This is a genomic window from Mesorhizobium sp. XAP4 (assembly GCF_029269325.1).
Taxonomy (GTDB): domain Bacteria; phylum Pseudomonadota; class Alphaproteobacteria; order Rhizobiales; family Rhizobiaceae; genus Mesorhizobium; species Mesorhizobium ciceri.
Genome location: NZ_JARIXW010000001.1, coordinates 1,703,507 through 1,728,778 on the forward strand (window position 1 = coordinate 1,703,507; position 25,272 = coordinate 1,728,778).

The window sequence follows — 25,272 nt, forward strand, 5'->3', positions numbered from 1 at the left end:
GCAGAAAAATATGGCGCGTGTCATTTCGGTCGAGGCCGAGCGTTTTCCCATCGCCGGAACCTTCACCATTTCGCGCGGTTCCAAGACCGAAGCCGAAGTGATCTCCTGCACGATCAGCGACGGCGGCCATTTCGGCCGCGGCGAATGCGTCCCCTACAAGCGCTATGGGGAGACGATTGAGGGCGTGCGCGAGGCGATCGACGCCATGCGCGGCCGGATCGCCGAGGGCATCAGCCGCAGCGCCTTGCTCGATGCCATGCCGGCCGGAGCCGCCCGCAACGCCATAGACTGCGCCCTATGGGATCTGGAGGCGAAGTTCAGCGGAACATCGGTGGCGGTTGCGATAGGCGCTGTTCCCTTGCAGGCGCTCGAAACCGCCTACACGCTGTCGCTGGGCGAGCCGGAGGCGATGGCGGCGCAGGCCCGCGCCAATGCGGCGCGGCCGCTGCTCAAGGTCAAGATCGGCGGCGACAACGACATTGCCCGCATCCGGGCGGTCAGGCAGGCAGCGCCAGACAGCCGCATCATCCTCGACGCCAATGAGGGCTGGAGCGACGACAACATCGTTGCGAACCTCGCCTTTGCCGCCGAACAAAGCATCGCGCTGATCGAACAGCCGCTGCCGGCCGGTCATGACGAGATCCTGCGCCATATCGCGCATCTGGTGCCGATCTGCGCCGATGAAAGCGTGCACGAGGCCGAGAATCTCGAAGCGCTTGTCGGTCTTTACGATGCCGTCAACATCAAGCTCGACAAGTCGGGCGGGCTGACGGCGGCACTGGTGCTGCGCGATCGCGCCCGCGAACTCGGTTTCGGCGTGATGGTCGGCTGCATGGTCGGCACCTCATTGGCGATGGCGCCAGCGGTGCTGCTTGCCCAGCATGCCGATTTCGTCGACCTCGACGGTCCGCTGCTGCTTGCCCGCGACCGGGTACCGGGCCTTGTCTACCAGGGATCGCTGGTGTCACCGCCCGATACGGCGCTCTGGGGCTGAGCGCGCAGCAAGGCCGATCAGCGCCAGTCCGATCAACGCAATCGGGATCATGGCAAAGAAGCCGTCGACACCGAGACGGTCGTAGAGCGGGCCGGACGCTAGCGTCACCACCGCCATGAAGAAGCCGTTGGAGAAATAGGCGATGCCTTGCGCGGCACCTGTCCGCTCCTCGGAGATCGTTTCGCCGATCATCTTCTGCAGCCCGATCAGCCCCAGCGCCACCGAGACCGAGTGCAGCGATTGGACAGCGAAGAAGCCGGGAATGCCGAGGCCGAGCGGCCAGACCAGCGGAAAGGCGATCCAGCGCACGATGGAGCCGATTCCGGCCATCACCATGACCGACACGACGGAGAACCGGTCGAAAAAGCGGGTGAACATCATGAACATGCAGACTTCCGACACCACGCCCCAAGCCCATAAGAGACCGACTACCGAATCACCGAGGCCGATCGACTTCCAGTAGATGGAGACGAAACCGTAGAGGAATGCGTGGCTGGCGGTGATGACGCCGACGCCCGTGGAAAAATACAGGAAATACGGGTTGAGAAGCTTCGGCGCTGAATGCTGGATGTCGGTGGCCGACAGCGGCGAGGCGCGCCGCGGACGGCCAAGGCGCGGCGCCAGCAGGCCGGCGGCAAGGGCGGCGGCAAACGCCACCAGAATGATAACCGGAACGGCTTGTGAACCGGTTACCGACAGAATGAAGCCGCCGGCGATATTGGCGAACAAATAGGAAATCGAGCCCCATTTGCGCATGCTTGTGTAGTTCGAACCGAAGCGGCGGACACCCGAAAGAGCCAGCGAATCGGCGATCGGCGAATGCGGCGTCCAGACGATGGTCAGCGCCAGCGAGACCGCCAGCACCATCGCATAGGTGGGTGTCAGGAAATAACCTGCCGACAAAAGCAGCGACGCAGCCATCAGCGCGACATAGACATCGGCGCGGTCCCTGGCACGGTCGGCCAGCGCGGTCAGCAGCGGCGTCGTCACCACGCGCAGGAACATCGGCGCCGCCAGAATGACCGCGATCTGCTCGGCATGAAAACCCTTGGCCTGCAGCCACAGCGGAAAATACGGCAAGTGCGTTCCGAGCGGCACGAAAAGCGTCGCGAAGATCAGGCTCATGCGCAGTTCGAAATGGCGCGGCTTGACGAGTTGTTCGGGCGAGAGCTGCGGCAGGGACATGAATCGATCCAATCGCGCTGTATTCGGCCGGAGGGCAACGCGTATCGATCCCTTAACATGGACGAAAACCGGACGAAACCGGTTGGACTAATTGATTGATTCCGAAGCCGAAAGGACTACGGACTAGGCCGCCTGCCCTACCCGGTCCTCGATGAGCAGCGGGATAAAGGGCTCGTCCGGCACCTCGGGCAGCACCTGCGCCCAGGTCAGGATTTCCATGCGGCCGTCAAAATGCTCGACCACAGCCGTACAACTTTCCACCCAGTCGCCGGTGTTGATGTACTGGACATCGCCAAAATTTTCGATGACGGCATGATGGATGTGGCCGCAGATGACGCCATCGACATGCGAACGGCGCGCCTCGTCGGCAAGCATGGTCTGGAACGAGCCGATGAAGTTCACCGCCTTCTTGACGTTGTGCTTGGCCCAGGACGAAAACGACCAATAAGGCAGGCCGAGCAGTTGGCGCAGCCGCGTCACCACGCGGTTGACCAGCATGGCCGCGTCATAGGCGTGGTCACCGAGATAGGCGAGCCAGCGCGCATTGTGGACCACGGTGTCGAACTGGTCGCCATGGATGACGAGCAGCCGCTTGCCGTCGGCGGTCTCGTGGATGGCGCGATCGGCAACGACGATGCCGCCGAAATGCACGCCCTGGAACTGGCGGGCGAACTCGTCATGGTTGCCGGCGATGTAGGTGATGTTGGCGCCCTTGCGCGCCTTGCGCAGCAGTTTCTGCACGACGTCATTATGGCTTTGCGGCCAATGCCAGCTCCGCCGCAGCCGCCAGCCATCAACGATGTCACCCACCAGATAGATGATATCGGCATCGTGATATCGAAGGAAATCGATCAGGAACTCGGCCTTGGCCGCCTTCGAGCCCAGATGGACGTCGGAAATGAACATGCTGCGGAAAGTGCGGGGCTCTTGGCCGGACATCGCGATTTCACCGTTGCTTTCGCGAGCCTATGCCCCGATTCATGCAACAACCGTATGACGGTTGCGATTGGTCCAGCCGAAGGACTAGCTTGCCGGCCAAATCACAGGAGAAATCGTCATGGATCTCGGTATCCGCGGAAAGAAGGCCATCGTCTGCGCTTCGAGCAAGGGACTTGGGCGCGGTTGCGCCATGGCGCTGGCGGAAGCCGGCTGCGACATCGTCGTCAACGGACGCAATGCGGAGTTGGTGGCGAAAACCGCCGCTGAGTTGCGCGAGCGCTATGGCGTCACGGTGACGGAAGTCGTCGGCGACGTCTCGAAGCCGGAGGTGCAGAAGGCGCTGCTCGTGGCTTGCCCCGAGCCGGACATCCTGGTCAACAACAATGGCGGACCGCCGCTTCGCGACTTCCGCACGCTCGATCGCGAAAAGATCCTCGAAGGCGTTACCCAGAACATGGTGACTCCGATCGAGCTCGTGCAGGCCGTGCTGGACGGCATGGCGGCGCGCGGCTTCGGTCGCATCGTCAACATCACCTCGCTGTCGGTCTATGTGCCCATTCCCGGCCTCGACCTGTCGTCCGGCGCGCGTGCCGGCCTGACCTCGTTCCTTGCCGGCGTGGCCAGAACGGTTGTCGACCGCAACGTCACCATCAACAGCCTTCTGCCGGGCAAGCTCGACACCGACCGGCTGCGCGGCCCGCATGAGGCCGGCACAGTCGAAAGCCCTCAGGCCGCAGCCGCGCGCAAGACCCGCATCAGCGCCGATGTTCCGGCCAAGCGGCTCGGCACGCCGGAGGAATTTGGCCAGATCTGCGCCTTCCTGTGCTCGGTCCATGCCGGCTATCTGACCGGGCAGAACATACCGGTCGATGGTGGTCTTTACGTCAGCGCCTTTTGATCAACTTATCCGTGAAACGGTCGGAGCCGTCCGTCAGGAAATCGTCATAAGTATTTGATTGTTAAAGGTTTTCTACGCGCCGCCGGGTATTGCCGCCGGCGCGTCAATTAGCGTCGCGAAAAGCCACGGCTGCATGCTAAAAGGGAATCTCCAGCCAGATTTCGAGGGAGTGGCCGCATGGAAGGCGAGAGCAAAAAGACGGCACGTTCGGACCTCGACGAAGCCGCCCTCTACTTCCACAAGCACCCAAGGCCGGGAAAGCTCGAGATACAGGCGACCAAGCCGCTCGGCAATCAGCGCGACCTCGCGCTCGCCTATTCCCCCGGCGTCGCCGCCCCCTGCCTGGAAATCCGCGACGATCCGGCGACCGCCGCCGACTACACCGCACGCGCCAATCTGGTCGGTGTCGTCACAAACGGATCGGCCGTGCTCGGCCTCGGCAATATCGGCCCGCTGGCCTCCAAACCGGTCATGGAAGGCAAGGCCGTCCTGTTCAAGAAGTTCGCCGGCATCGATGTCTTCGACATAGAGATCGACGCGCCCGGTATCGAGCGCATGGTCGAGACGATCTCGGCGCTCGAGCCGACCTTCGGCGGCATCAATCTCGAGGACATCAAGGCGCCGGAATGCTTCGAGGTCGAGGAACAGCTGAAGGCGCGCATGGGCATACCGGTGTTCCACGACGACCAGCACGGCACCGCCATCATCGTCGCTGCCGCCGTGCTCAACGGGCTGGAGTTCGCCGGCAAGACCATATCGGACATCAAGATCGTCACCTCCGGCGCCGGGGCTGCCGCCCTTGCCTGCCTCAACCTGCTGGTCTCGCTCGGCGCCAAGGTCGAAAACATCTGGGTCACCGACCGTTTCGGCGTTGCCTACAAGGGCCGCACCGATGAGATGGATCGCTGGAAAGACCCCTATGTGAAGGACACCGAGGCGCGCACGCTGGCCGACGTCATATCGGGCGCCGACGTCTTCCTCGGCCTGTCGGCGGCAGGCGTACTGAAGCCGGAACTGCTCCAGCACATGGCGCCGAAGCCGCTGATCCTGGCGCTGGCCAACCCCAATCCGGAGATCATGCCGGAAATAGCGCGTGCAGCGCGCCCGGATGCGATGATCTGCACCGGCCGGTCCGATTTTCCCAATCAGGTCAACAACGTACTGTGTTTTCCTTACATTTTTCGCGGTGCGCTCGACTGCGGCGCCAGCGCCATCAATGAGGAGATGAAGATGGCGGCGGTGCGGGCAATCGCAGCGCTCGCACGCGAGGAACCTTCGGACGTCGCTGCCCGCGCCTATTCCGGCGAGACGCCGATCTTCGGCCCTGAATTCCTGATCCCTTCGCCCTTCGATCCGCGCCTGATCCTGCGCATAGCGCCCGCGGTCGCCAAGGCAGCCTGCGACACCGGCGTCGCGACGCGGCCGATCACCGACTTTGCCGCCTATATCGACAAGCTGAACCGCTTCGTCTTCCGCTCCGGCCTGGTGATGAAGCCGGTGTTCTCGTCCGCCAAGGCATCGAGCGCCAAGCGCGTCATCTATGCCGACGGCGAGGATGAGCGCGTGCTGCGCGCTGCCCAGGTGGTGCTCGAAGAAGGCATCGCCGAGCCGATCCTGATCGGCCGCCCGCACGTCATCGAAGTGCGCCTGAAGCGCTACGGCCTGCGCATCAAGCCCGGCGTCGATTTCGGCCTCATCAACCCGGAAGACGATCCGCGCTACCGCCACTATGTCGACCTTTTGATCGAACACGCCGGCCGGCGTGGCGTGACGACGGAGGCCGCGCGCACCATGGTGCGCACCGACAACACGGTGATCGCAGCACTTGCGCTGAAACGCGGCGATGCCGACGCCATGGTCTGCGGCCTCGAAGGTCGGTTCGAGCGGCATCTGCGCAACGTCACCTTGATCATCGGCCCCCGCGCCGGCATCAAGGACCACGACCTGTCGACGCTTTCAATGCTGATCTCGCAGCGCGGCATCATCTTTCTGACCGACACCCACGTCTCCGTCGACCCGACGGCGGAAGAAATCGCCGAGATGACGGTGCTGGCGGCGGAAGAAATCCAGCGCTTCGGCATCGAGCCGAAGGCAGCACTCTTGTCGCATTCCGATTTCGGCTCGCGCGATTCGCCCAGCGCCCTGAAGATGCGGCAAGCAGCGGCGATCCTGGCGCGCATCGCGCCTGACCTTGAATGCGATGGCGAGATGCATGCGGACACTGCTCTGTCGGAGCACCTGCGCCAGCGCGTCTATCCCCATTCGAGACTGAAGGGCGAAGCCAATTTGCTGGTGTTCCCCAACCTCGATTCGGCCAACATCACGCTGACGGCGCTCAGAACCATGACGGATGCGCTGCATGTCGGGCCGATCCTGCTCGGCACCGACATGCCGGCGCATATATTGACGCCGTCTGTCACCTCGCGCGGCGTCGTCAACATGACGGCGCTTGCCGTGGTCGAAGCCGCCCACAAGGCACAAGCGGTCGTCAATCTGGGCTGAACACGGATTTCGCGGTAAACTGCAGTTAACCGCGAACACGGTAGCCTTGCGGGGCTAACAGCCGATTTGGAAGGCGGAGTTTGGGCGGATGGCAAGCGGAGGGTGGAAGCAGGCGCATGCTGCCGTGCTGCTTGGCCTGCTGTTGTCCGCAACCTGGGGAGTAGCCGAGCCACAGGCTGCTTCGCGGGTCTGCCGCCAGTTGGAAGCCGATCTTGCCGCGTCCTCGCGCGGCGGCGGTGGCGGTCCGGCGCTAGTCCGGAAATACGATTCCGCGATTGCCAGGCAGCATGAGCAGATTTCGAAGGCTCGCAGCCAGGCGAGCCAGGCCGGGTGCGGTTTTTCGCTGTTTGGCCGCAACCTCAATCAATGCGCCGGGCTCAACGCCACCATCGACCGCATGAATGCCAATCTCGACGCCTTGCAAAACAAGCGCGAGCGGCTGGCTGGCGGTGGCTCTCGCCGCGATCGCGGACGCATCCTGGCGGCGCTCGACGCCAATGGCTGCCGCGACGACACCGTTGCGCCTCGGCGTGCGCCTTTGCAGGAAGCGAACCGCGACGGCGGCAGCGCAAACCTGTTCGATCAGCTCTTCGGCGGCAACAGCAAGCAGCTTGATATGCTTGATGAACCCAACCAGCCCGACAATCCCAGCGAGGAGCGCAATGTCCGCCGTGTGCTCAACCAGCCCGGCGTACCGGATTTTCCGAGCGTCGGTGGCGAATTCCACACGTCCTGTGTGCGCACCTGCGACGGCTACTTTTTCCCTATGTCGAACTCGGCCTCGGCAGGCGATTTCGAACGCGACCAGAAGAATTGCGAATCGAGCTGCCCCGGAACCGAGATGCAGGTTTTCTATTCGCGCGGCATGGACGACGATTCGGCGTCGATGACGTCATCTGTCACCGGCCGGCCTTACAGCGAATTGCCGACCGCCTATCTCTACAAGCGGCCCGGCATGTCGCGGCCGCCGGCTTGCGGCTGCAACGCCGCTGCGCAGGGTTTCCAGATCATTGCCGGCAATCCGCCGAATCCGGTGCAATCGCAGCCAGAGACAGACGCGTCATCATTCATTCCAGTCCCGGTTGCAAAACCTGATCCGGGCGCCGATCCCGAAACGCTGGCCAATCTGGAAGGTGGGCTCGACCGCGAGGCGATCAAGCGGCTTTCCGCCAGGCCGGTGACGTCGCCCGTGTCCGCGCTGCCGCCGGAACAGCGCAAGGTCAGGGTCGTCGGGCCAACGTTCCTTCCCGACCCATCAGCGGCAATAGATCTGCAAGCTCCGGCCCCGAAGGCAGTCCGGTAAGGGCTGTCCTGAGCGGCATGAACAACGCCTTGCCCTTGCGGCCGGTCGCTTCCCTGATCTTGCCCGTCCAGTCCTTCCAGATCGTCGCGGTCCAGGGTTCCTCCGGCAGCAGGTCGAATGCCTGTCGAAGAAAGTCGCGGTCGTCATCGGAAAATTCCGGCTTCTCCTGCGGTCCTTCGCGCAGGATGCGCCACCAGTTGACCGCATCGGCCACCCTGTCGAGATTGCCGCGCACCGCCAGCCAGAACGGTTCGGCCTGCTCGCCGGAGACGCCGAGCACGATCAGACGGTCTTGTGCCTCGCTGAACGGCATGTGGTGCAGCAGCGACCGGTTGAGCACGAACAGCTCGTCCGGATCGAACTTGGCCGCGGATTTCGATGTCGCCGCCGGATCGAAGCGTTCGGCGAGTTCGCCCATCGTCGGCATCGCTGCGACATTCTCCGAAGTGCCTACCAGGACGGCCAATGATGCGACGGCCATCGGCTCGATGCCGTCCTCGCGCAGGCTTTCGATGGAGAGCGCGCCGGTGCGCTTCGACAAGCCCTCGCCCGATGCGGTGGTCAGGAGATTGTGGTGGCCGAACACTGGCGGCGTGGCAGCCAGTGCCTGGAACAGGGCGATCTGCACGCCGGTGTTGGTGACATGGTCGTCGCCGCGGATGACATGGCTGACGCCCATCTCGATGTCGTCGACCACGGAAGGCAGCGTATAGAGATAGGTGCCGTCCTCGCGCACCAGGACCGGATCGGAAAGCGAGGCCAGATCGACGGTTTCCTCACCGCGCACCAAGTCGTTCCAGTGGATTTCAGTGCGTTCCGGCTGTTGTGGATCGTCTGAGAAATTGGGCAGGAGAAAACGCCAGTGCGGCCGGCGGCCATCGGTCTGGTATTCGGCGATCTGTTCGTGCGTAAGGGTCAACGCCTCGCGGCCATAGACGGGCGGCAGACCGCGCGTGCGGCGCACCTTGCGCCTGAGATCCAGCTCCTCCGGCGTTTCGTAGCAGGCATAGAGAACGCCTGCCGCCTTCAGCCTCTCGACCGCCGCGTCATAGACTTCGAAGCGCCGCGACTGGTACTCGGTGGCGTCGGGAAAAATGCCCAACCAATGCAGGTCGTATAGGATGGCGTCGGAAAACTCCTGCTTCGAGCGCGCAATGTCGGTGTCGTCGAAGCGCTGGATGAAGCGACCCTTGTTGTTCACGGCGAACAGCCAGTTGAACAGAGCCGTGCGCGCATTGCCGATATGGATGCGGCCGGTCGGCGAAGGGGCGAAACGAACGGTAACTGTCATGAGCGGGGCGTACCGGATGCTTTTACGATTGACAAGACGCGCCCCCGCGCTGCCCGGCAGACATAGAACATGGCGGCTGGAATGAAAAGACCGGGCGTTGGACGCCTCAGGAGGCACCCAGTCCGCAGGCGGCCTTTGTAACCGAGCCCTGCCAGCCGCTGGGGCCGACCACCGGTTGAAGGCGATCAGCGGCCGAAATCATCGGAACTGAGGCGGGTCCAGCGGTCGCCCACCAATCCACCGATAAAGATGTCGCCGGAGCGGACCGCTTCCGTGACCTCGGCGATCCGCGAGCGGACCATCGTTCCCCCGGCATAGCGGAAGAAGACATTCTTGTAGCCAAAGAGTTGGGATATGAATCTGGTCTGCGTCTGCCCGGTGATGCCCACGCAGCCCATCTCCCATGCGGCGGCGACAAGCGCATCCAGCGTCGCGCCCCAATGCGATCCGAATGCCTGGATTTGCAACAGGTTCGCCATGTCGCCGGCTTGACCATAGAAGGCATAACAACCGAGCATTTTGCCCGTTTCGTCGTAGATCCCACCGAAATGAAGGGGGCCGTCGGCCCGCTTCTCGGCCGCCAGCGCAAGCAGCCGTGGCAACTCCCCATCCTTCCAACTCGGCCGAAGAGCGTAACCAGACAGGAGGGTCGGCAGTTCCTCGGCAAATTGCACGGCATTGATCGGCTCACGGTGGGTGCGATGCGACGATGAATGCTGGACGGGGGGCTCGAACCTTCTTTTCGCAAGAGCATCGAATGCTCGCGCAAAGGGGTCGAGTACAAGGTGAGGCAGGCCGGGCCATTTACGGTGCAGTGCGGCGGCGGCCATTCCCGCCGGCCGGAAGACATATGTCCATCCCAGACAATGCACCGGCAGGAGTTGATACTTCATCGGGCGCGCGAAGGCCAAGGATGTCCGGTTGGCCGAATCGGTCAGCTGCAGATCGAATTCGCCTTGATGCAATGCCCGCAGCAATTGCGGTCCGGCCGAGCCGTCATCGGTGCCGGGGTCGGCCATGAGCGGCCCGATGATCGCCGCATTCAATGGCGCACCATTGAGCTCGTAGCGGGCTTTCAAAACGCCGAGGAACCCACCCAGGCGGCCCTGCCGGTTGATCTGGACAAGAGCGTTGCTTTCACCGGAGTGGCCGGCAGGGTCGAGATAAATCTCTCTCATATACGCGGCCGTTTCGGCGATAGCGCGATCGAGGAGGTGACGGTGCCGCCGGCGAAACTTCGTCAGGAAGAGTGCGGCGACGCGCTCGAGATCTTCGGCAGCAAGCGGCCGAACCGAGCCATGCTGAGATTCCAGCACTGACGGCGCAGCCAACTTTTCCTCGGCATTCGCAGAAAGATGCATCGTGAAGAACGTCCGTGGGTTGCCTCCATCGGATATATATCAACCAATGGTAGAAACAACGTATCTCGGTCAATATGATGAACAGAGGTCCCTAGACTTACTATCCGGACAGGACTTCACAGGCAAATCAAGTCGGCCAGCATCACGGCGCTGATCGACGGGTCGACTGCCTCCCTGCGATCGCATCTCCTGCTCCAGCCCGCTGGGCTGACCGTGCCTGACAGAGGCGGCCTCCGGCCGAAGCTGGAGGCCGCCTCAGGTCAGCTGACAAGTCCCTTGGTCAGTTCGAGCGCCTGGCGTTCGAACAGGCGACGGTAGATGCCGCCTTTCAGCCGGATCAGTTCGTCATGCGAGCCTTCCTCGACGATGTTGCCGCGATCGAAGACCAGCAGCCTGTCGAGCGCCCGCACTGTCGAAAGCCGGTGCGCGATGACCAGCGTGGTGCGGCCGACCATCAGCCGCTCCATCGCCTGCTGGATCAGCACCTCCGATTCCGAATCGAGGCTCGATGTCGCCTCGTCGAGGATCAGGATGCGCGCATCGGCAAGGAAGGCGCGCGCGATCGCCACGCGCTGACGCTCGCCACCCGACAGTTTCACGCCGCGTTCGCCGACCAGTGTAGCGTAGCCCTTTGGCAGGTTGGTGATGAAGTCATGCGCACTCGCCAGCTTCGCGGCATGCTCGATCTCCTCCTGCGACGCACTCGGCCTGGCATAGGCGATGTTTTCGGCCAGCGACCGGTGGAACAGGATCGGTTCCTGCTGAACGATGGCGATCTGCCCGCGCAGCGAGGCTTGCGCTACCTGCGAGATGTCCTGACCGTCGACCAGGATTTTCCCCGCGTTCACGTCATAGAGCCGCTGGATAAGCTTGACGAAGGTCGTCTTGCCCGACCCCGAATGGCCGACCAGCCCGACGCGCTCACCCGGCGCGATATCGACCGAAAAGTCGCGGTAAAGCGCGGATCGGTGATGGCCATAGTGAAAGGTGACGTTGTCGAAGCTGATCCGTCCTTCGGTGATCCGGATCGGCTTGGCACCTGGCCGGTCCTCGATGCCGAGCGGTTCGGACTGGAAATCGACCAGCTCTTCCATATCGTTGATGGAGCGCTGCAGGTTGCGGATATGCGTGCCGATGTCCCTGAGATAGCCCTGCAGCACAAAGAGCGAGGTCAGCACGAACGCAACGTCGCCGGCGCTCGCCTGCCCCCAGGACCACAGCATCAGCGCCAGGCCGATCACCGCAGCGCGCATGACCAGCAGCAGCACTCCTTGCGTGGTGCCGTTGATGGTGCCGCGCACCCAGGTGCGCCGTGTACGCGCACGCCATTTGGCGACGACCTCGGCCAGGCGGCGTTCTTCGCGCTCCTCGGCGCCAAAGCCCTTGACCACGGCGTTGCAGCTGACCGCGTCGGCCAGCGAGCCGCCGAGGCGGGTATCCCAGGTGTTGGCGAGCCTTGCCGCCGGCGCGACATAGCCAAGTGACAGCAGCGCCGTCACCGTGATGAACAGCACCGAACCGGCAGCAACGACCGCACCCATCAACGGCCAGAACCAGCCGAGCAGCAACGTCGACCCGACCAGCATGACGATCGACGGCAGCAACGCGATGAGGATGGTGTCGTTGAGCAGGTCGAGCGCCCACATGCCGCGCGTCACCTTGCGGACGGTCGAGCCGGCAAAGCTGTTGGCATGCCAGTCGGTGGAAAAGCGCTGAACGCGATGGAAAGCATCGGCGGCGATGTCGGCCATCATCTTCAAGGTCAGCTCGACGATGCCCATGAACGCCAGGTTGCGCAACACGACGCCGGCCAGCGCCAGCGCCATCAACATCGAGAACGCCGTCAGCGCGCCATTCCAGGCAATCGCGTCGGCGCCGGCGCTGCTGGCGACGGCGTCGACCAGCCGGCCGGAATAGAGCGGCGTCAGCACATCGGCCAGCGTCGACAGCAGGAAGCTGGCCATGATGAGCGAAAGCCGCCACGGCTGGCGCCGCCAATGGGTGAGCGTGAAGCCGAGAACGCTGCGAAAGGCGCTCGCGCGCAAATCGATCTTGAAACGAGCCATGATGTCATTCGGGCACAAACGAGCCCGATCCCAGTAGGTCGAAAATTGAAGAAGCCGCGCAGGGGGCCAATGAGTGCCCGGAAAGCGGAGTGGCATATTTGGCGTCTCGCCCATAATCGGGCGGCGACCGGCATCGGCAAAAGCCTGTGCTCGATTCGGCATCGGCACGAAGGGCAAACCTTCGCGGAGCGCCGGATGAGACCTAGGCTTCGCGGCCTCGCATTACCATGTGAAATACTGCCATTCGGACCTCCCGCAAGACAATTGCGGAGCGGTTCTTATAGAGACGCTCCGATGCACCGCCAAGACGGGCTGACGCCAAAAGCGTATCTGGTCCAACCACTGCGATTATTTTGCAACAATGGCGGGCAAGCCGCGCCTCATTCAGGAACGCGATCCAAGCGCATGTAGCGGCCATCGGTCGATGGCTTGAACCCGAGCTTTTCATACATGCCATGGGCATCGCTGGTCGACAGGCTCCAATGGAAAACGGTCCTGACCTCCGGATGATCGATCAGGGCCTGGACGAGCCGGCTTCCTATGCCCTGCCCGCGATTCTCCGGCCAGATGATGAGATCGGCGAGATAGGCGAATACGGTGCGGTCGGTGATCGCCCGGCCAAAGCCGACTTGCCTGCCATCGACATAGGCGCCGACGCAAAGCGAATTGGCAAAGGCGCGGCGATGGACTTCGTCAGTGCGTCCGGCGCCCCAATAGCTTGCCATCAACAGGTCCGATGTCGCACGGAAATCGATCCGTGATATGTCGAAGCTGATCTCACAATCGGGCATGGTTGTCTCCGGCCGCGCCGCGTGCGCTTTCGGTACCTAGCTGCGATCCCTGAAACGATTGGTGATGGGGTAGCGGCGGTCGCGGCCAAAATTCTTTTTCGTGATCTTCACGCCTGGCGCCGCCTGCCGTCGCTTGTATTCTGCGATGTAGAGCAGGTGCTCGATGCGCGTCACCGTCGCCCGGTCATGGCCGCGCGCGACGATGTCGTCGACACCCATCTCATTCTCGACCAGGCATTCGAGGATATCGTCCAGCACCGGATAGGGCGGCAGCGAATCCTGATCGGTCTGGTTCTCGCGCAATTCCGCCGACGGTGCCTTGTCGATGATGTTTTTCGGGATCACCTCGCCCGAGGGGCCCAGCGCACCCGGCGGCACGTGGCTGTTGCGCCAGCGCGACAGCGCGTAGACCTGCATCTTGTAGAGGTCCTTGATCGGATTGAAGCCGCCATTCATGTCGCCATAGAGCGTGGCATAACCGACCGACATCTCGCTCTTGTTGCCGGTGGTGACGACCATCGAGCCGAACTTGTTGGAGATCGCCATCAGGATGGTGCCGCGTGCGCGGCTCTGCAAATTCTCCTCGGTGATACCTTCCTTGGTGCCTTCGAACATCTGCGTCAGTGCGTGCAGGAAGCCCTCGACCGGCTCGAAGATGGGCACAATGTCATAGCGGCAGCCGAGAGCGCGGGCGCAATCCTCGGCATCTTTGAGCGAATCCTTCGAGGTATAGTGGTAGGGCATCATCACCGCGCGCAGCCGTTCCTCGCCGAGCGCATCGACGGCCAGCGCCGCGCAGATCGCCGAATCGATGCCGCCGGACAGACCAAGCACGACGTTCTTGAAGCCGTTCTTGTTGACGTAGTCGCGCAGGCCCAGCATGCAGGCGCGATAGTCAGCCTCCTCCCGGTCCGGGATTTTCGACATCGGCCCTTCCGAGCAGACCCAGTGATCGCCTTGTCTCTTCCAGGTGGTGACGTCGACCGCTTCCTCGAACTGGCTCATCTGGAAGGCAAGTGTCTTGTCGGCGCCAATGGCAAACGAAGCGCCGTCGAAGATCAGCTCGTCCTGGCCGCCGAGCTGGTTGGCATAGATCATCGGCAGCCCACATTCGATGACCTGGCGGATGACGACCTGGTGGCGGACATCGATCTTGGCGCGATAATAGGGTGAGCCGTTCGGCACCAGCAGGATTTCCGCCCCGCTTTCGGCCAGCGTCTCGCAGATATCGACATCGCCCCAGATGTCCTCGCAGATCGGAATTCCGATGCGCACGCCGCGGAAATTGACCGGCCCCTGGATCTCGGGTCCGGCCTGGAAGACGCGCTTCTCGTCGAACTCGCCGTAGTTCGGCAGATCGAGCTTGTAGCGTTCGGCGATGATCTTGCCGCCGTCGGCGAAGATGATCGAATTGTGCGTGCCGCTCTTGCGCTTCAACGGCGTGCCGATGATGACGCCGGGACCGCCATCCGCGGTGTCGGCGGCAAAGTCCTGTGCCGCCTTTTCGCAGGCTTTCAAAAAGGCCGGCTTCAGCACCAGATCCTCCGGCGGGTAGCCGGCGAGGAAAAGCTCGGTATAGAGCACGAGATCGGCGCCCTGACGTGCGGCATCCGCCCTCGCCTCGCGGGCTTTGGCGAGATTGCCTGATATGTCGCCGACAGTCGGATTGAGCTGGGCGACGGCGATGCGCAGGATGTCGAGCTTCTTGGTCATGCCTGCTGACTTAGCGCGGCAAAATTGCTCGGGCAATGGCGTTCGTTTGGACCAATTCGGAGCAAATGACGAATGTCATTCGTGTCCGGACCGATCGATTCGATCGTGTTGACCGATCGACGAATGCCGATCGTGGCAAGCGACCACGTTTCAGTCGTCGCCCATATATTCGCGCAGCGCTTGCGGCGAATGGTTCTCGCCGATCGACATCGCCAGGATGCGTGAAATATGGCGGCGCGGCAGATGCGTCTCCGCTGCCCATTGATTGATTTGCCTCTGGATCTTGTCCAAATCCTTCCTCGAAGTCGGGCTTTCGGCGATGTCGAGGCCGGCGTCGCGCAACGCCGCGGCCATATCGCCCGAGATGACGAACGCATCCCACCCCAGCCAGCGCAGGAAATACTGGCCCGTGTTGCCGCCCAGCCGGCTGCCATGCTTGCCGAGCCAGGCCATCAGCCCGACCTGGTCATCATCGGGCCATTCCGCAAGGAATTTGCCGAAACCGCCATATTCCTTCGACACACGCTCGACAAAGGCAGCATTGTCGCGAACGGATTTGATCTTCTGCGGGTTGCGTACGATGCGCTGGTCGGCCGTCAGATCGTGCCAGAAATCATCGGGCTGGAACAACAGCCGCTTCGGCTCGAAGCGCAGAAACGCCTCCTCGAAGCCAGGCCATTTCTGCTCGATGACTACCAATGAGTCAATTAAACATGATCTTGCGCCACGATGGACGCTGTGCGACGGGCCGCAGGACGCCTTCTCAGCTACCCGCTGCGGCAGCGGGATTTAGTGTCACCTATCTCGCCACGACAGAATCAAACTTGAATTTATAGAGCGGACTCACCATTGAGGACTCTTCCAGCAGATTGGAGTCCGCAAGCCCGCTGACATCCGATGGGTAAAAATGCCCCGAGAAAACAATCGTTTGGCCGACCTCTAAACCCAACAGAGTTTGATACAAGCTCGAGTCAGCGGTTATGAAGCTTCCGTCCTCAGGCTCGGTTCTTTCCGACGACCCAAGTGTTTCTGCGGTCTGGTTTAGAATTCCGCTCACCATCGAATCCGGATTATCCAATAGGCCTCCCGAACCAATTCTAACTTCGTCGCCGATCTCAACGGAAAGCGACGCCCAACGGCCACTCACCCGATCAACTTTGGACACCTTCCCTACCCAGTTCGAGACTGAACCGTCTTGGCTGAACGCTTCGAGCTTTTTACCCCTCTCCTGTACAAGCGTGGATTTCAGCAGGTCGTTTTGTGACCCCTTGTATCTCTGCCGAAATTCGCCGTTGATTGCGACGAACCTCGCTTCTTGATCAGGAATGATCGGATCAGATTGAGCGTTCTGGACAGGGTTGGACTGGGCGCTTGCGTTGTTGGTTCCTTCGCCTGTGCCGGTGGCAGTCTGGGTCTCAGCCGCAAATTTGGTCGACCCATCATTGAGGTTGATGGCGAGGTGCAGCAGATACAGCCCCCCAACCCCAACCACGAGCCTGACCAGAAATTTCTTGCCAAATTTGCCTTCGGGTGCCCGAGCACCCGCATCGTTCGAAGGAAACATCAAAGCCGACACTGCCTTCTCGAATTCCTTTTTGGTCAGAGTTTTGGCTGACAGCAGCACATAGAGCTTTTCGATTTCCTCGGCGATCCTGAGGTGCTTGCCGCCAACGAGCTGCGACTTGGTACTCTCGTATCCTTTTGCGGAGATAATCCCCCTCTCCCGGAGAGAAGAGAGACGACTTAATTCATCGGCAATTTCTGCGCTCATTTCTGTTACCCCAAACCCATCCGTCGCCATCTGACTCAATAGCCAAGGGCGCTCGGATTTTCAACGAATATTCCGTAACTTATTACGTCTTTAGTGGGTTTTCACCGGATGTTGTTCGGTTCACGGCGTGAAGCTGGCAGCGCAATGCTGCCCTATGTCAGCGACCAAAAACTTCGGCACGATTCTGAGAGAACTCCGCAACTTGCGGCAGCTTACACAAGAGGATTTAGCGCTCCGAACAGACCGGTCGGTGGATGCCGTCTCCCAGTGGGAAAGGGGGCTCTATTGGCCAAATTTCGAGACCCTTGTGCGCCTCGGCAAGGCCCTGGATGTGCCCGTAAGAGTGTTCTTTCAGGAAGGCGATATGGCTCAATCGGAGCAACGAGCCATGCTCGAAATTCAAGCCGGCGTGATACTCTCAGGTCTAACTGACAGCGATTTGAAGGTCGCTATCGAGCAACTAAAGGCCTTGGCAAAAAGAGGCCAATCGGCATTGTAACAAGAACCGGACTCGCTTTAATCAAATACGCTTCCGTCGAACGACGACACGATATCAGCTATAACAGCGTTAATCGGCGAGGCGTTTTTATAGTACTTTAGCATCTGATTTCTTGTGCCTTTTGGCGCAACTCGGCTTCCCACTGCTGCCGACCAAGCAAGCCAATCTGACTTCCCTTCCCGCAAATGCTCTATCCGAAACTCCGGGAGCCCAAAATCCGACGTGGGGATTTCAAGGATTTTTGCGATTGTGATCGTGGTTGATTGCGGATGTGCGATAAGTTTTCTGATTATTTCACCTGCCTTTTTAGTCCTGAGCAGATAGTCATCCAGAATCATACCGATCCAAAAAAGTTGATATTCGGGCACGAAAGCGGGCCTTGAGATGTATTGTAGTATCGTTTCGGCTAAAGCCTCTCGGTCAACTATGTGGCGGCAAAAAGAATGTAGGCTTTTGGAAAGGTTAGGAAAATCCTCAAGGAGGTCATCAAACCGGCCTAACACGTCGGCCGAGTTTTCGCCCATCAGGGTCAGGATAAGCTCTGCGTCTTCCTCCTCCAAATGCGGCTCATTCAACATCGCCTTGAGGCGTGCAACCTCCTTCTTTGTAAGGTTGCGCACGACGTCGTGGATATCGCCGGCTTCCTCGACATCACCTTGCGAATAATCCCTTGAAATGACGGAGCGTCGCTTTCTCAATAGCCCCTGCTTGACCTCATCAACGGCACTTGCAACGTCCTGCTCCTCTTCAGACGTCTTTGTTTTGGCAGAGTTGATAGATAGACCTCGCTGGCCAAGCAAGTCCTGAATGAGGTAGAAATCAGCCACGATGTCCTGCCTGTTGTCGCCGAAGATGACTATATCATCCATGAAACGGATCAGTTGCGGCGACGAAAGCCTTGCCGAATTATCTATAAACTTTAAAAAGTCATTCCCGATCATTTTCGTCGGGAATAGACCTTGTGGCAAGCAATCAATACTCCTGCCGGATTTTGTTTCTCTCAAAAACCTTCCGAACAGCACCACGTCTTCCGCAGAAAATCTGCGATCTTCGGCCCACTCGGTTAGATCGTGATGATAGATCGAATTGAAATATGAGGCGATATCGAACGATAGGCTGTGCCGATAGGTGCTGGCATATTCACTTTTTGCCCCTTTGAATCCCCGATACGAAAGCGTAGGGCTGAAGGGAATTCCCTCCCTGAAGGTGTAGCCGTAACACTCTCGTTTCTTTGAAATTGCACCTCTTATCAAGTTGCGGTTTCTGAACATAAAATCATAGACGAATACCTCGGCCACCGGGTCCAACTTCACCGTCCTACGCTGATGCCAGCCGGCCTTTAGAGCCGATACGCTCCGCTGCGGCAGGAACGCCTGTGATTCCTGGCTCTCAGCGGCAGCAGCCGAGAGTCCAAATTCCAGCAATCGTTCGAAACCATGCTCCGCTAAAAAGCGATTGGTTTTCAACGGAAAGAGCGTTTGCCCATAGTCATTCAAAAAGAAGGCACGTGCATTTGCAATTGTTCGACGCCATGGCCGACGAGGGAGGTCCGATGGAGTCTGCTCAGCGCTCATTACCCGATTACCCCATCATCATGGTACGGCCAGTTCATGGCTGAGCCATCAGCACCCACTAAGCGCACGTATCTTGCTGATCAGCGTCTTGCCGTACTTATAAGTGGTCTGCACCTCGGCCTTGCCGTCGCAGGCCGAGCCATCAGCTCGGGAGTACTTATAAGCGACGGCGACCTTATCTGCACCATGTCGTGCAGTGGATTCCAATTGCAGCGGAGAAGAAAGCCCTCCGAAATATGAATGAATGGAAGCTTCGTTGAACGGACCAATGCCTCGCTTTTCGGGAACCACCAGAGCCGCTGCGGAGACACCATCGGCATTGGCCAGCGCATTGTAGAAAGCAGCGGCGACCCTCATAGGATCGTAAGGCTCTGGGGCGGTTTGCGTCACCACTGTCGCCGGCGAACCGGCCTGCGTTTGATATGTAGCGAATTGCAGGCCCAGTTCGCCCGCTTTGTCTCCTGATAGCCAAGCCATTCCCTCAGGCGGCGCAGAGGTGACAAAGACAATCGCATCCTGCGAAAGGCCGAGCTGATTCAGATAGGCGCCTATCAGGGCGTTCCCGACGCCGGTTTCACTAGCTGTTCCGTCTTTGACGACATAGGAGGCGTGGAAGCCGATATTGGCGCTTTCGCCTGCCAACCGTGGCGCACCAGCGAGCCACGTCAGAGCACACGCAGAGGCGCAGAGAGTGTCGCTCGCCACAGCGGTAGAAAAACCCTTAAGCCTTATAGCTCGGCCAATCTCAAGGGCTGGCAACACGGCTCCGCCCTCGCTGTTGAGAACAACAATCGCTTGTCCGGTCGTGGCGGCGACTTGATTAAACTGGAGATCGTCGTTTGGCTCGAATACGCCTGTAATTGTGATCAAGTCCGGCGAACCCGCTGCCTGAGGTCCCTTTTCGATGACTGCCGCAGTCGCATGTCCCACCAACAGCGTTGCCGCAATAAACCAGAACAATCTGCCCACTTTACCCTCCCCACCCATGAGGCTTTGCATTCTGCCAGAGCTGTAGTTTAGGGCAAGACAAGGGATAGAGGATTTAAAGATTGATCTGCGAACCATGGCGACCAGCGGGGTTGATAAATCCACCGGTTCTAATGATTGCCTCTTCCAAATCGCCGATCTGACACTTAGACATGGCTGGACATAGAAGGGGGAAGCTTATGACCGTCGATCAAATCAATGGCAAAGCGTCAGGGATGGTGATTTTCGGGTGGTTTGTGGGCCTTGCCTACTACAACTGGTTCGCAAGAATGCCGATCTCAGTGCCATTGTGGGCGCATGTCGTGCTGATTGTCGTGGGCATGTTTGCGAGTTCGATAATCATCGGCGGTGGATTGTCCCTAGTAGCCGCTGGGATAACGCAGGCCGCAACTGGCAGGGTAGATGGTAGCCCACATGCCTTTTCATGGGCGGCGTTTGTCGGAATGATCGTTGCGTTCTTCGCCGCTGGCTATTCCTTAGAACTGCTCGGCTCGCTTAGCCGCTGACGAAACTGTTTCCCAGCCCCGATGTGGGCGCTTTAGAATGGCTCAGGGGTAAGCCATGGAGGCACCCGTCGACTGAATTAGCGCCTCTATCTGGAGGTAGCGGGGCATCATTGACACAAAGTCCAAATCCTCATCAGTATCCGGACCCAGCCCGAGAATATGCCTGTCAAGAGTTTGAACGAGAGAATAACTCCCGAGCGCCTCTTCTCCGAGAAGTCGCTCTGCAATCATAGGGAAATACTCCTGATATCGCTCCAAAAACCTCCCATATACTAACGGGTGTGCAACTCCGAGTTTTTCGGACACCTGATATAAAGATGATTTGCAGAAATCTTCAACTTCGACAGGCGTTACGCTCTTTTTTAGACTCATGAAAAAGCTGACGCAGGTCACTGAAAAGAAATGTATTTCGGATGTCTTGTAGTTACCCGCCCCCTCATAGATTTTCTGCATAGACTCATTACATACTCTCAACCGCAGCAGAGACGCATTCAGCTGTACGTTCTTGTTTCTTTTGCCAAAAAGCCAACCTAACATACCCCCCCCTATGTCGGTTTATTAGTGAAATTCGATGTCTCCGGCACCCCAGATCAGATGCCCTTTTCGAGCTACCTGACCTGGCTCCTCAAGATGCAAATCGGCTTTGCCCTCGACATCGGGATTGTCAGGCAGAATCTCCTCCACCCGTTTCAAAGGAGTCCACTTCGGCATCGAACCAAACGTCATTGCCTCAACAGTTCCGATTTCGATGTCGGCGGCAGGGTAACGCTCAGCGTGCGGCAAGTCGTTGCGAAGCCGGCGGTCTTCTTCCTTGGTCACCGTGACCAGGGGGCACTTCTGGAGCGTGTCGGTGAAGTATGACACAATCTGCTCAAAGCTTACCTGGTTACCCAAAGTGAGCATTTCGGCATACATCGCTTTCAGCGGAAGCATGTGCTCCAATATGGTCCCTCTGCTGAATTCTGCCCTATTGGAAACAGCCATCAACTCTGCCGCACGGCGACTTATCGTCAGATTGATCCCCTTTGCGAGCGTGCTCGCAAAATACCGTCCGGAGAAGTGAAAAGCCTCTGTGGTGGTGCGCATAAGCCTGGCGACTCTAGATGTGTAAGGAATGCGGGCCTTAACGAACGCATGAATGGCCCGGAGTTCGATTTCAGTCACAGGGTCCATATCGCCTTCCTGTTCTCGCTATGCGCCAACATTAGCGTCCGCTAAATCAATAGACAACAAGATCGAGCCGCATCCAGTCGGCATCGCAGGTCTGTCATCGCTGAAACGCTGACAGTTGCTCCTTTTTCTTGATTTCCAGTTCTAACTTACGCTGGCGCTTGTACCGCTTGGCTGACTTCGCTCTTTGTACCGACTCTGCGAATGCAGTTAGCGTGGCCAGCCTTTTGAACGACATAATCACATCGTCTGTCAATTTTGACACCCGAATCTCGGTGTATTTTTCGGTTCTATCTCCCCTGTCGTCGTAATAATGACCGAGAAAGACCACTTCTCCATCACAGCATATGCCTAATACTCTAAAGCTTGGACTGTCCTCGAATTTTCCCACAAATCCACTCGTCATTTCCAGAAAGTAGAGCTTTTCGCCAAGCTTGATAACAATCTTCTTGTGATTGCCGGGCTTTGTTGGCCACCCATGTCTTTCGTAAAAGAACTTTCCACCGAAATGTGGCCGAGACGAATCAGTTGCGAACTCCATGTAGTGTCTTCCGTCTGGAATCTGGAGCGAACTGTAAGAAGAAACCCATTTATCTAAGATTTCGTGCAGCGATTCCACAAATCTATTGGCCTTGAGAAGATTGACCTGTTGCTCAATGAGCTTTTTTTGTCCGTCGTCGAGCAGATCGACCGTGACCTTATATGGCCCGAGGTCGTCGGGATATGTCCGAGAAGGTGCTCTTTGGCGGATATGGACCCCGTGAAGGCAAGAGGAACAATCTTGAAGTTGCGAAAATGTCTCCGGACGACTGTTGGCCTTTGCCTCCAGCTTAGATGCCAGCACTTGTAAGAGAATGATCCCGATCACCAAGGCAATTCCGGCCGCCAAGGCAACTTCCAAAATAGTTGCAAGACTCATAATCCAGCCCCCCTTTGGTGGCCCTGGTGTGCCATTGGACCCTGCCCTTGCGGGAAAGACCATAGCCGCTCGTTTCCTTCCCACAAGAGTTCGATTGACATTTTGGGAAGTTTGTCCCACAATCTCTTGGAGGCTAATGGGACAAATTCTTTATGTACGTCGGATACGCAAGAACCAGCACGGTCGAGCAGCAAGCGGGCCACGAGGCACAGCTTCGGGATTTGCAATCGCAGGGATGCGAGAAGGTTTTCAGCGAACAGGTTTCTTCAGTCAATTCAAAGCGGGCCGAACTTGAAAGGGCCGTCGAGTTTGTTCGAGAGGGTGACGTATTGGTCGTTACCCGACTGGACCGCCTTGCACGCTCTGTCGGTGACCTCCTTCAGATTGTCAGCCGTTTGGAGGCAAAGAAGGTTGGGCTGAAGATTCTTGATATGGCGATTGATACAACCTCGCCCACGGGTAGGCTTCTCTTGAACCTTGTCGGTGCCATCGCCCAGTTCGAGCGTGAGATCATGATTGCTCGACAGCGTGAAGGCATCGCAAAAGCGAAGGCCCAGCACAAGTTTCGTGGTCGTGCGCCGACCGCTCGCCGTCAAAGCTCCGATGTCGTCTCGATGCATCGGGCGGGTAAGAAGCCAACCGACATTGCCAAGGCGCTCGGCGTTGGCCGCTCATCAGTCTATCGGATTTTGGCTGAGGCTGATGCTGCTTGATGGCAGAAACGGCAATTGGGCTGCTTTTGGAATAAACTGCCCAACGACGCCAGGGCGTGGATTCGGTAGCCTTCCTCTGTTCGCTCGTTCCGAGATCGACAGACTGCTCAAAGAGACCGGGGTTGAAAACTTCAAAGGCCACTAGCGAGAGCACAAAGCCCACCTCCACGAACTGGAGGATAGTTTCGCTGCCAAAGCGTGACACCGAACAGCGCTGCTGCCGTCAGCGGTTCAAGATCGAAGGACTGCTATTCGAATTCGCAGCGACTCATGGCGGACCGGTCACCTTTCGGGCAATCGGCGGGCAGACACCGTTGAAGGCCTTCTCCTCCGGGGGCTCGTGGGGAGACTGGGACGATGACAGCGTTCAGTTCACCGGTAGTGGCTATTTCCGGAATGGATTTCCTGTTCTGCGGCACGTGGCGTCTCTGACAATCGGGTGGGTGCTGCGGGAAAAGCCATACAGCTTCCATTTCGAGGCAACCGACGACCGGAAGCACGAAATTTATAGCCGCCTCATCGCAAGGTACGGCAGGTCCACGAATTTTCGCTATGTGCACTACATGAACGGCAGGCAATTCGGGTTTGTCCGCCGTGAAGCGTAATTTCAAGATGGCATTGTAATTACGTGAGCATCTCACAAAATGGCGAAATTTTATTCCTGTTCAATAGATGAGAAAGCAATAATATTTCGCAATATTACACGGCGATTCGAGATACATACTACAGGTTAAATCGTAGTACAGACTGGCGTTAAGCCCCAATCTCGTCGTGATTTATTCTAGCGCCAAGCGCTTTATCATGAACATTTTTGAAAGGCATTGGGCCACCAACGTTATAACTATATCTATAAAAAGGAAATAAATTGGAAGTTGAAGATTTAAATGAATTTCTTGCGTCAATGGACGGAGAGACAAAACCAAAATCAATTAAAACAATTATGGAGAACTTTAGGGAAGACTACCGAGTGATCTATATGGAATTCATAACTTCGGTTGACGATGATAGATACCAAATCGCCAACTTTAAATTTTCTCAGCTCTTGGTCGAGATGAACCTCTCGATCTTATATATCCTCCAATCCGCAAATCTGGACCCGAAGCAATATGTTTAGTGTCCGCCTCGACCAGCCCACTCACGACGCACTGGGCATTCTTGCCAAGCGATCATTTCTCGACAACAGCGCCTTGGCCCGAAAAATCTTCAATGACCATCTGGCCAAGGCCGGCACCGGCATCGCTAAGGAACTGATCCTTCAAGAGGTGCAAAGCCACGACATGACCCAGTTCGTCACGATCTCGTTCGTGGCAGCGAACGATCCGGAGGCCGCCTATCGGCGTCTGTCTGGAAGCACCAATGAAGCCAAAGTGCCAGTAAAGCCGTTCGCCTTGTTCGAACGGGATCGTCCGACAGGAGAGCGACTGGTGAAGGCTTATTTCTCAGCTATGCGCAGGAAGTTTGGTTCAAAGGGAAATCTGCCCGCATTGGGCGTCTGTGAGACGATCAAGAAGAACGGTGTCGATGGTACCTTCCTGCACTATCATTGCCTCCTTGCCGTTCCCTGTGCCCAAGAGGGCCTATTCCGGCAGGCTTCGAACGACTTCTGGACAAAGATAGGGAAGCGCCATTTTGGCGCTCCCATCACATGCCAAGTCGAACGAGCGAATTCAAAGGAAGCCGTCGCTCGATATGCGCTGAAGAATGTCGATGACGATTATCCAATCGACACAATCATTATGGTGGGTTTCGATCCGCCGGCTTCAAATCACCGTGGGGCGCCATCGATCAAGAGTTAAGCAGATGTCCCCTCCACCGCCAATCATTGCGATCTTGGAATCGGTAAATCTGTTCTGCTAACCAATGAACACCAACTTCAACAGATGTGGAACCTTTCCTTGCTGCCATTGCCCGCACGGCTTGGCGGGCTGGCCCTTCGCCTCCATTGAAATCCTCATAAAGGGTTCCTTTGATTTTTTCGATCACCACCCGCTTGGGCTCTTGCCACATGCCGAAATCCAACATCAGGATATCAAACGAAGCATCCATGAAGCGTATTGCTTCCTTGTCCGTCTTCTTTGCCATGATCCCAA

22 protein-coding genes and 1 pseudogene are annotated in these 25,272 nt (G+C 58.6%); 8 read left to right on the forward strand and 15 right to left on the reverse strand.

Going from position 1 to position 25,272, the window contains the following annotated elements; all coding sequences use genetic code 11:
• Positions 1–10 precede the first annotated feature (10 nt).
• Positions 11–994, forward strand: coding sequence for an N-acetyl-D-Glu racemase DgcA (dgcA, locus tag P3C39_RS08595; RefSeq protein WP_275953110.1), 984 nt, complete (start codon positions 11–13; stop codon positions 992–994).
• Here the strand turns inward: dgcA and P3C39_RS08600 are convergent.
• Together P3C39_RS08600 and P3C39_RS08605 are read right to left on the reverse strand one after the other, a co-directional pair.
• On the reverse strand, positions 965–2,179 hold the full coding sequence (locus tag P3C39_RS08600) for an MFS transporter (RefSeq protein WP_024503549.1): 1,215 nt from the start codon (positions 2,177–2,179) through the stop codon (positions 965–967). The two genes, dgcA and P3C39_RS08600, sit on opposite strands and share 30 nt — an antisense overlap.
• A gap of 123 nt (positions 2,180–2,302) precedes the next feature.
• Positions 2,303–3,118: a UDP-2,3-diacylglucosamine diphosphatase gene (locus tag P3C39_RS08605; protein WP_082826451.1), complete on the reverse strand. Its 816-nt coding sequence runs from the start codon at positions 3,116–3,118 to the stop codon at positions 2,303–2,305.
• Positions 3,119–3,236: 118 nt separating this feature from the next.
• Here P3C39_RS08605 and P3C39_RS08610 point away from each other — a divergent pair, with 118 nt between their 5' ends.
• From P3C39_RS08610 to P3C39_RS08620, 3 genes are all read left to right on the forward strand, one after another.
• A complete protein-coding gene (locus P3C39_RS08610) occupies positions 3,237–4,016 on the forward strand; it encodes an SDR family oxidoreductase (protein WP_224672870.1) in 780 nt (259 codons plus the stop codon).
• A 177-nt stretch (positions 4,017–4,193) separates the two neighbouring features.
• Complete coding sequence (locus tag P3C39_RS08615; protein ID WP_275953111.1) at positions 4,194–6,518, forward strand: NADP-dependent malic enzyme; 2,325 nt, start codon at positions 4,194–4,196, stop codon at positions 6,516–6,518.
• An 88-nt stretch (positions 6,519–6,606) separates the two neighbouring features.
• Positions 6,607–7,821: a DUF2865 domain-containing protein gene (locus P3C39_RS08620; protein ID WP_275953112.1), complete on the forward strand. Its 1,215-nt coding sequence runs from the start codon at positions 6,607–6,609 to the stop codon at positions 7,819–7,821.
• Here P3C39_RS08620 and gltX read toward each other — a convergent pair.
• The 7 genes and pseudogenes from gltX to P3C39_RS08655 all read right to left on the reverse strand — a co-directional run bounded on the left by gltX (position 7,739) and on the right by P3C39_RS08655 (position 16,814).
• Positions 7,739–9,112: a glutamate--tRNA ligase gene (gene gltX / locus P3C39_RS08625; RefSeq protein WP_275953113.1), complete on the reverse strand. Its 1,374-nt coding sequence runs from the start codon at positions 9,110–9,112 to the stop codon at positions 7,739–7,741. The two genes, P3C39_RS08620 and gltX, sit on opposite strands and share 83 nt — an antisense overlap.
• A gap of 185 nt (positions 9,113–9,297) precedes the next feature.
• On the reverse strand, positions 9,298–10,473 hold the full coding sequence (locus tag P3C39_RS08630) for a hypothetical protein (protein ID WP_275953114.1): 1,176 nt from the start codon (positions 10,471–10,473) through the stop codon (positions 9,298–9,300).
• Positions 10,474–10,733: 260 nt separating this feature from the next.
• A complete protein-coding gene (locus P3C39_RS08635; protein WP_275953115.1) occupies positions 10,734–12,539 on the reverse strand; it encodes an ABC transporter ATP-binding protein in 1,806 nt (601 codons plus the stop codon).
• Positions 12,540–12,919: 380 nt separating this feature from the next.
• The gene (locus tag P3C39_RS08640; protein ID WP_275953116.1) at positions 12,920–13,330 is read right to left on the reverse strand and encodes a GNAT family N-acetyltransferase; all 411 of its coding nucleotides are present in this window, start codon (positions 13,328–13,330) and stop codon (positions 12,920–12,922) included.
• A gap of 36 nt (positions 13,331–13,366) precedes the next feature.
• A complete protein-coding gene (locus tag P3C39_RS08645; RefSeq protein WP_275953117.1) occupies positions 13,367–15,043 on the reverse strand; it encodes an NAD+ synthase in 1,677 nt (558 codons plus the stop codon).
• A gap of 150 nt (positions 15,044–15,193) precedes the next feature.
• Positions 15,194–15,736: pseudogene (locus P3C39_RS08650) on the reverse strand (DNA-3-methyladenine glycosylase I); the annotation flags it as partial.
• 106 nt (positions 15,737–15,842) lie between these two features.
• Complete coding sequence (locus P3C39_RS08655) at positions 15,843–16,814, reverse strand: hypothetical protein (protein WP_275953118.1); 972 nt, start codon at positions 16,812–16,814, stop codon at positions 15,843–15,845.
• A 154-nt stretch (positions 16,815–16,968) separates the two neighbouring features.
• Between P3C39_RS08655 and P3C39_RS08660 the strand changes: the two genes are divergently transcribed.
• Positions 16,969–17,313, forward strand: coding sequence for a helix-turn-helix transcriptional regulator (locus P3C39_RS08660; protein WP_275953119.1), 345 nt, complete (start codon positions 16,969–16,971; stop codon positions 17,311–17,313).
• Positions 17,314–17,330: 17 nt separating this feature from the next.
• Here the strand turns inward: P3C39_RS08660 and drt5 are convergent, their stop codons facing one another.
• On the reverse strand, positions 17,331–18,887 hold the full coding sequence (gene drt5 / locus P3C39_RS08665; protein WP_275953120.1) for an antiviral reverse transcriptase Drt5: 1,557 nt from the start codon (positions 18,885–18,887) through the stop codon (positions 17,331–17,333).
• A gap of 48 nt (positions 18,888–18,935) precedes the next feature.
• On the reverse strand, positions 18,936–19,856 hold the full coding sequence (locus tag P3C39_RS08670; protein WP_275953121.1) for a hypothetical protein: 921 nt from the start codon (positions 19,854–19,856) through the stop codon (positions 18,936–18,938).
• 197 nt (positions 19,857–20,053) lie between these two features.
• Here P3C39_RS08670 and P3C39_RS08675 point away from each other — a divergent pair, with 197 nt between their 5' ends.
• Positions 20,054–20,380, forward strand: a complete 327-nt coding sequence (locus P3C39_RS08675) for a hypothetical protein (RefSeq protein ID WP_275953122.1) — start codon at positions 20,054–20,056, stop codon at positions 20,378–20,380.
• Between the two features lie 42 nt (positions 20,381–20,422).
• On the opposite strand, the gene P3C39_RS08680 is transcribed toward P3C39_RS08675, so the two are convergent.
• The 3 genes from P3C39_RS08680 to P3C39_RS08690 form a co-directional block, all read right to left on the reverse strand.
• Positions 20,423–20,833 (reverse strand): hypothetical protein, encoded by a 411-nt coding sequence (locus P3C39_RS08680; protein ID WP_275953123.1) that lies wholly within the window; start codon positions 20,831–20,833, stop codon positions 20,423–20,425.
• A gap of 105 nt (positions 20,834–20,938) precedes the next feature.
• Positions 20,939–21,553 (reverse strand): hypothetical protein, encoded by a 615-nt coding sequence (locus tag P3C39_RS08685; protein ID WP_275953124.1) that lies wholly within the window; start codon positions 21,551–21,553, stop codon positions 20,939–20,941.
• Between the two features lie 94 nt (positions 21,554–21,647).
• The gene (locus P3C39_RS08690) at positions 21,648–22,532 is read right to left on the reverse strand and encodes a hypothetical protein (protein ID WP_275953125.1); all 885 of its coding nucleotides are present in this window, start codon (positions 22,530–22,532) and stop codon (positions 21,648–21,650) included.
• Between the two features lie 89 nt (positions 22,533–22,621).
• On the opposite strand from P3C39_RS08690, the gene P3C39_RS08695 reads away from it, so the two are divergent.
• Positions 22,622–23,182 (forward strand): recombinase family protein, encoded by a 561-nt coding sequence (locus P3C39_RS08695; protein ID WP_275953126.1) that lies wholly within the window; start codon positions 22,622–22,624, stop codon positions 23,180–23,182.
• 1,106 nt (positions 23,183–24,288) lie between these two features.
• Positions 24,289–24,978 (forward strand): hypothetical protein, encoded by a 690-nt coding sequence (locus tag P3C39_RS08700; RefSeq protein WP_275953127.1) that lies wholly within the window; start codon positions 24,289–24,291, stop codon positions 24,976–24,978.
• Here the strand turns inward: P3C39_RS08700 and P3C39_RS08705 are convergent.
• A complete protein-coding gene (locus P3C39_RS08705) occupies positions 24,968–25,264 on the reverse strand; it encodes a hypothetical protein (protein ID WP_275953128.1) in 297 nt (98 codons plus the stop codon). The two genes, P3C39_RS08700 and P3C39_RS08705, sit on opposite strands and share 11 nt — an antisense overlap.
• Positions 25,265–25,272 lie beyond the last annotated feature (8 nt).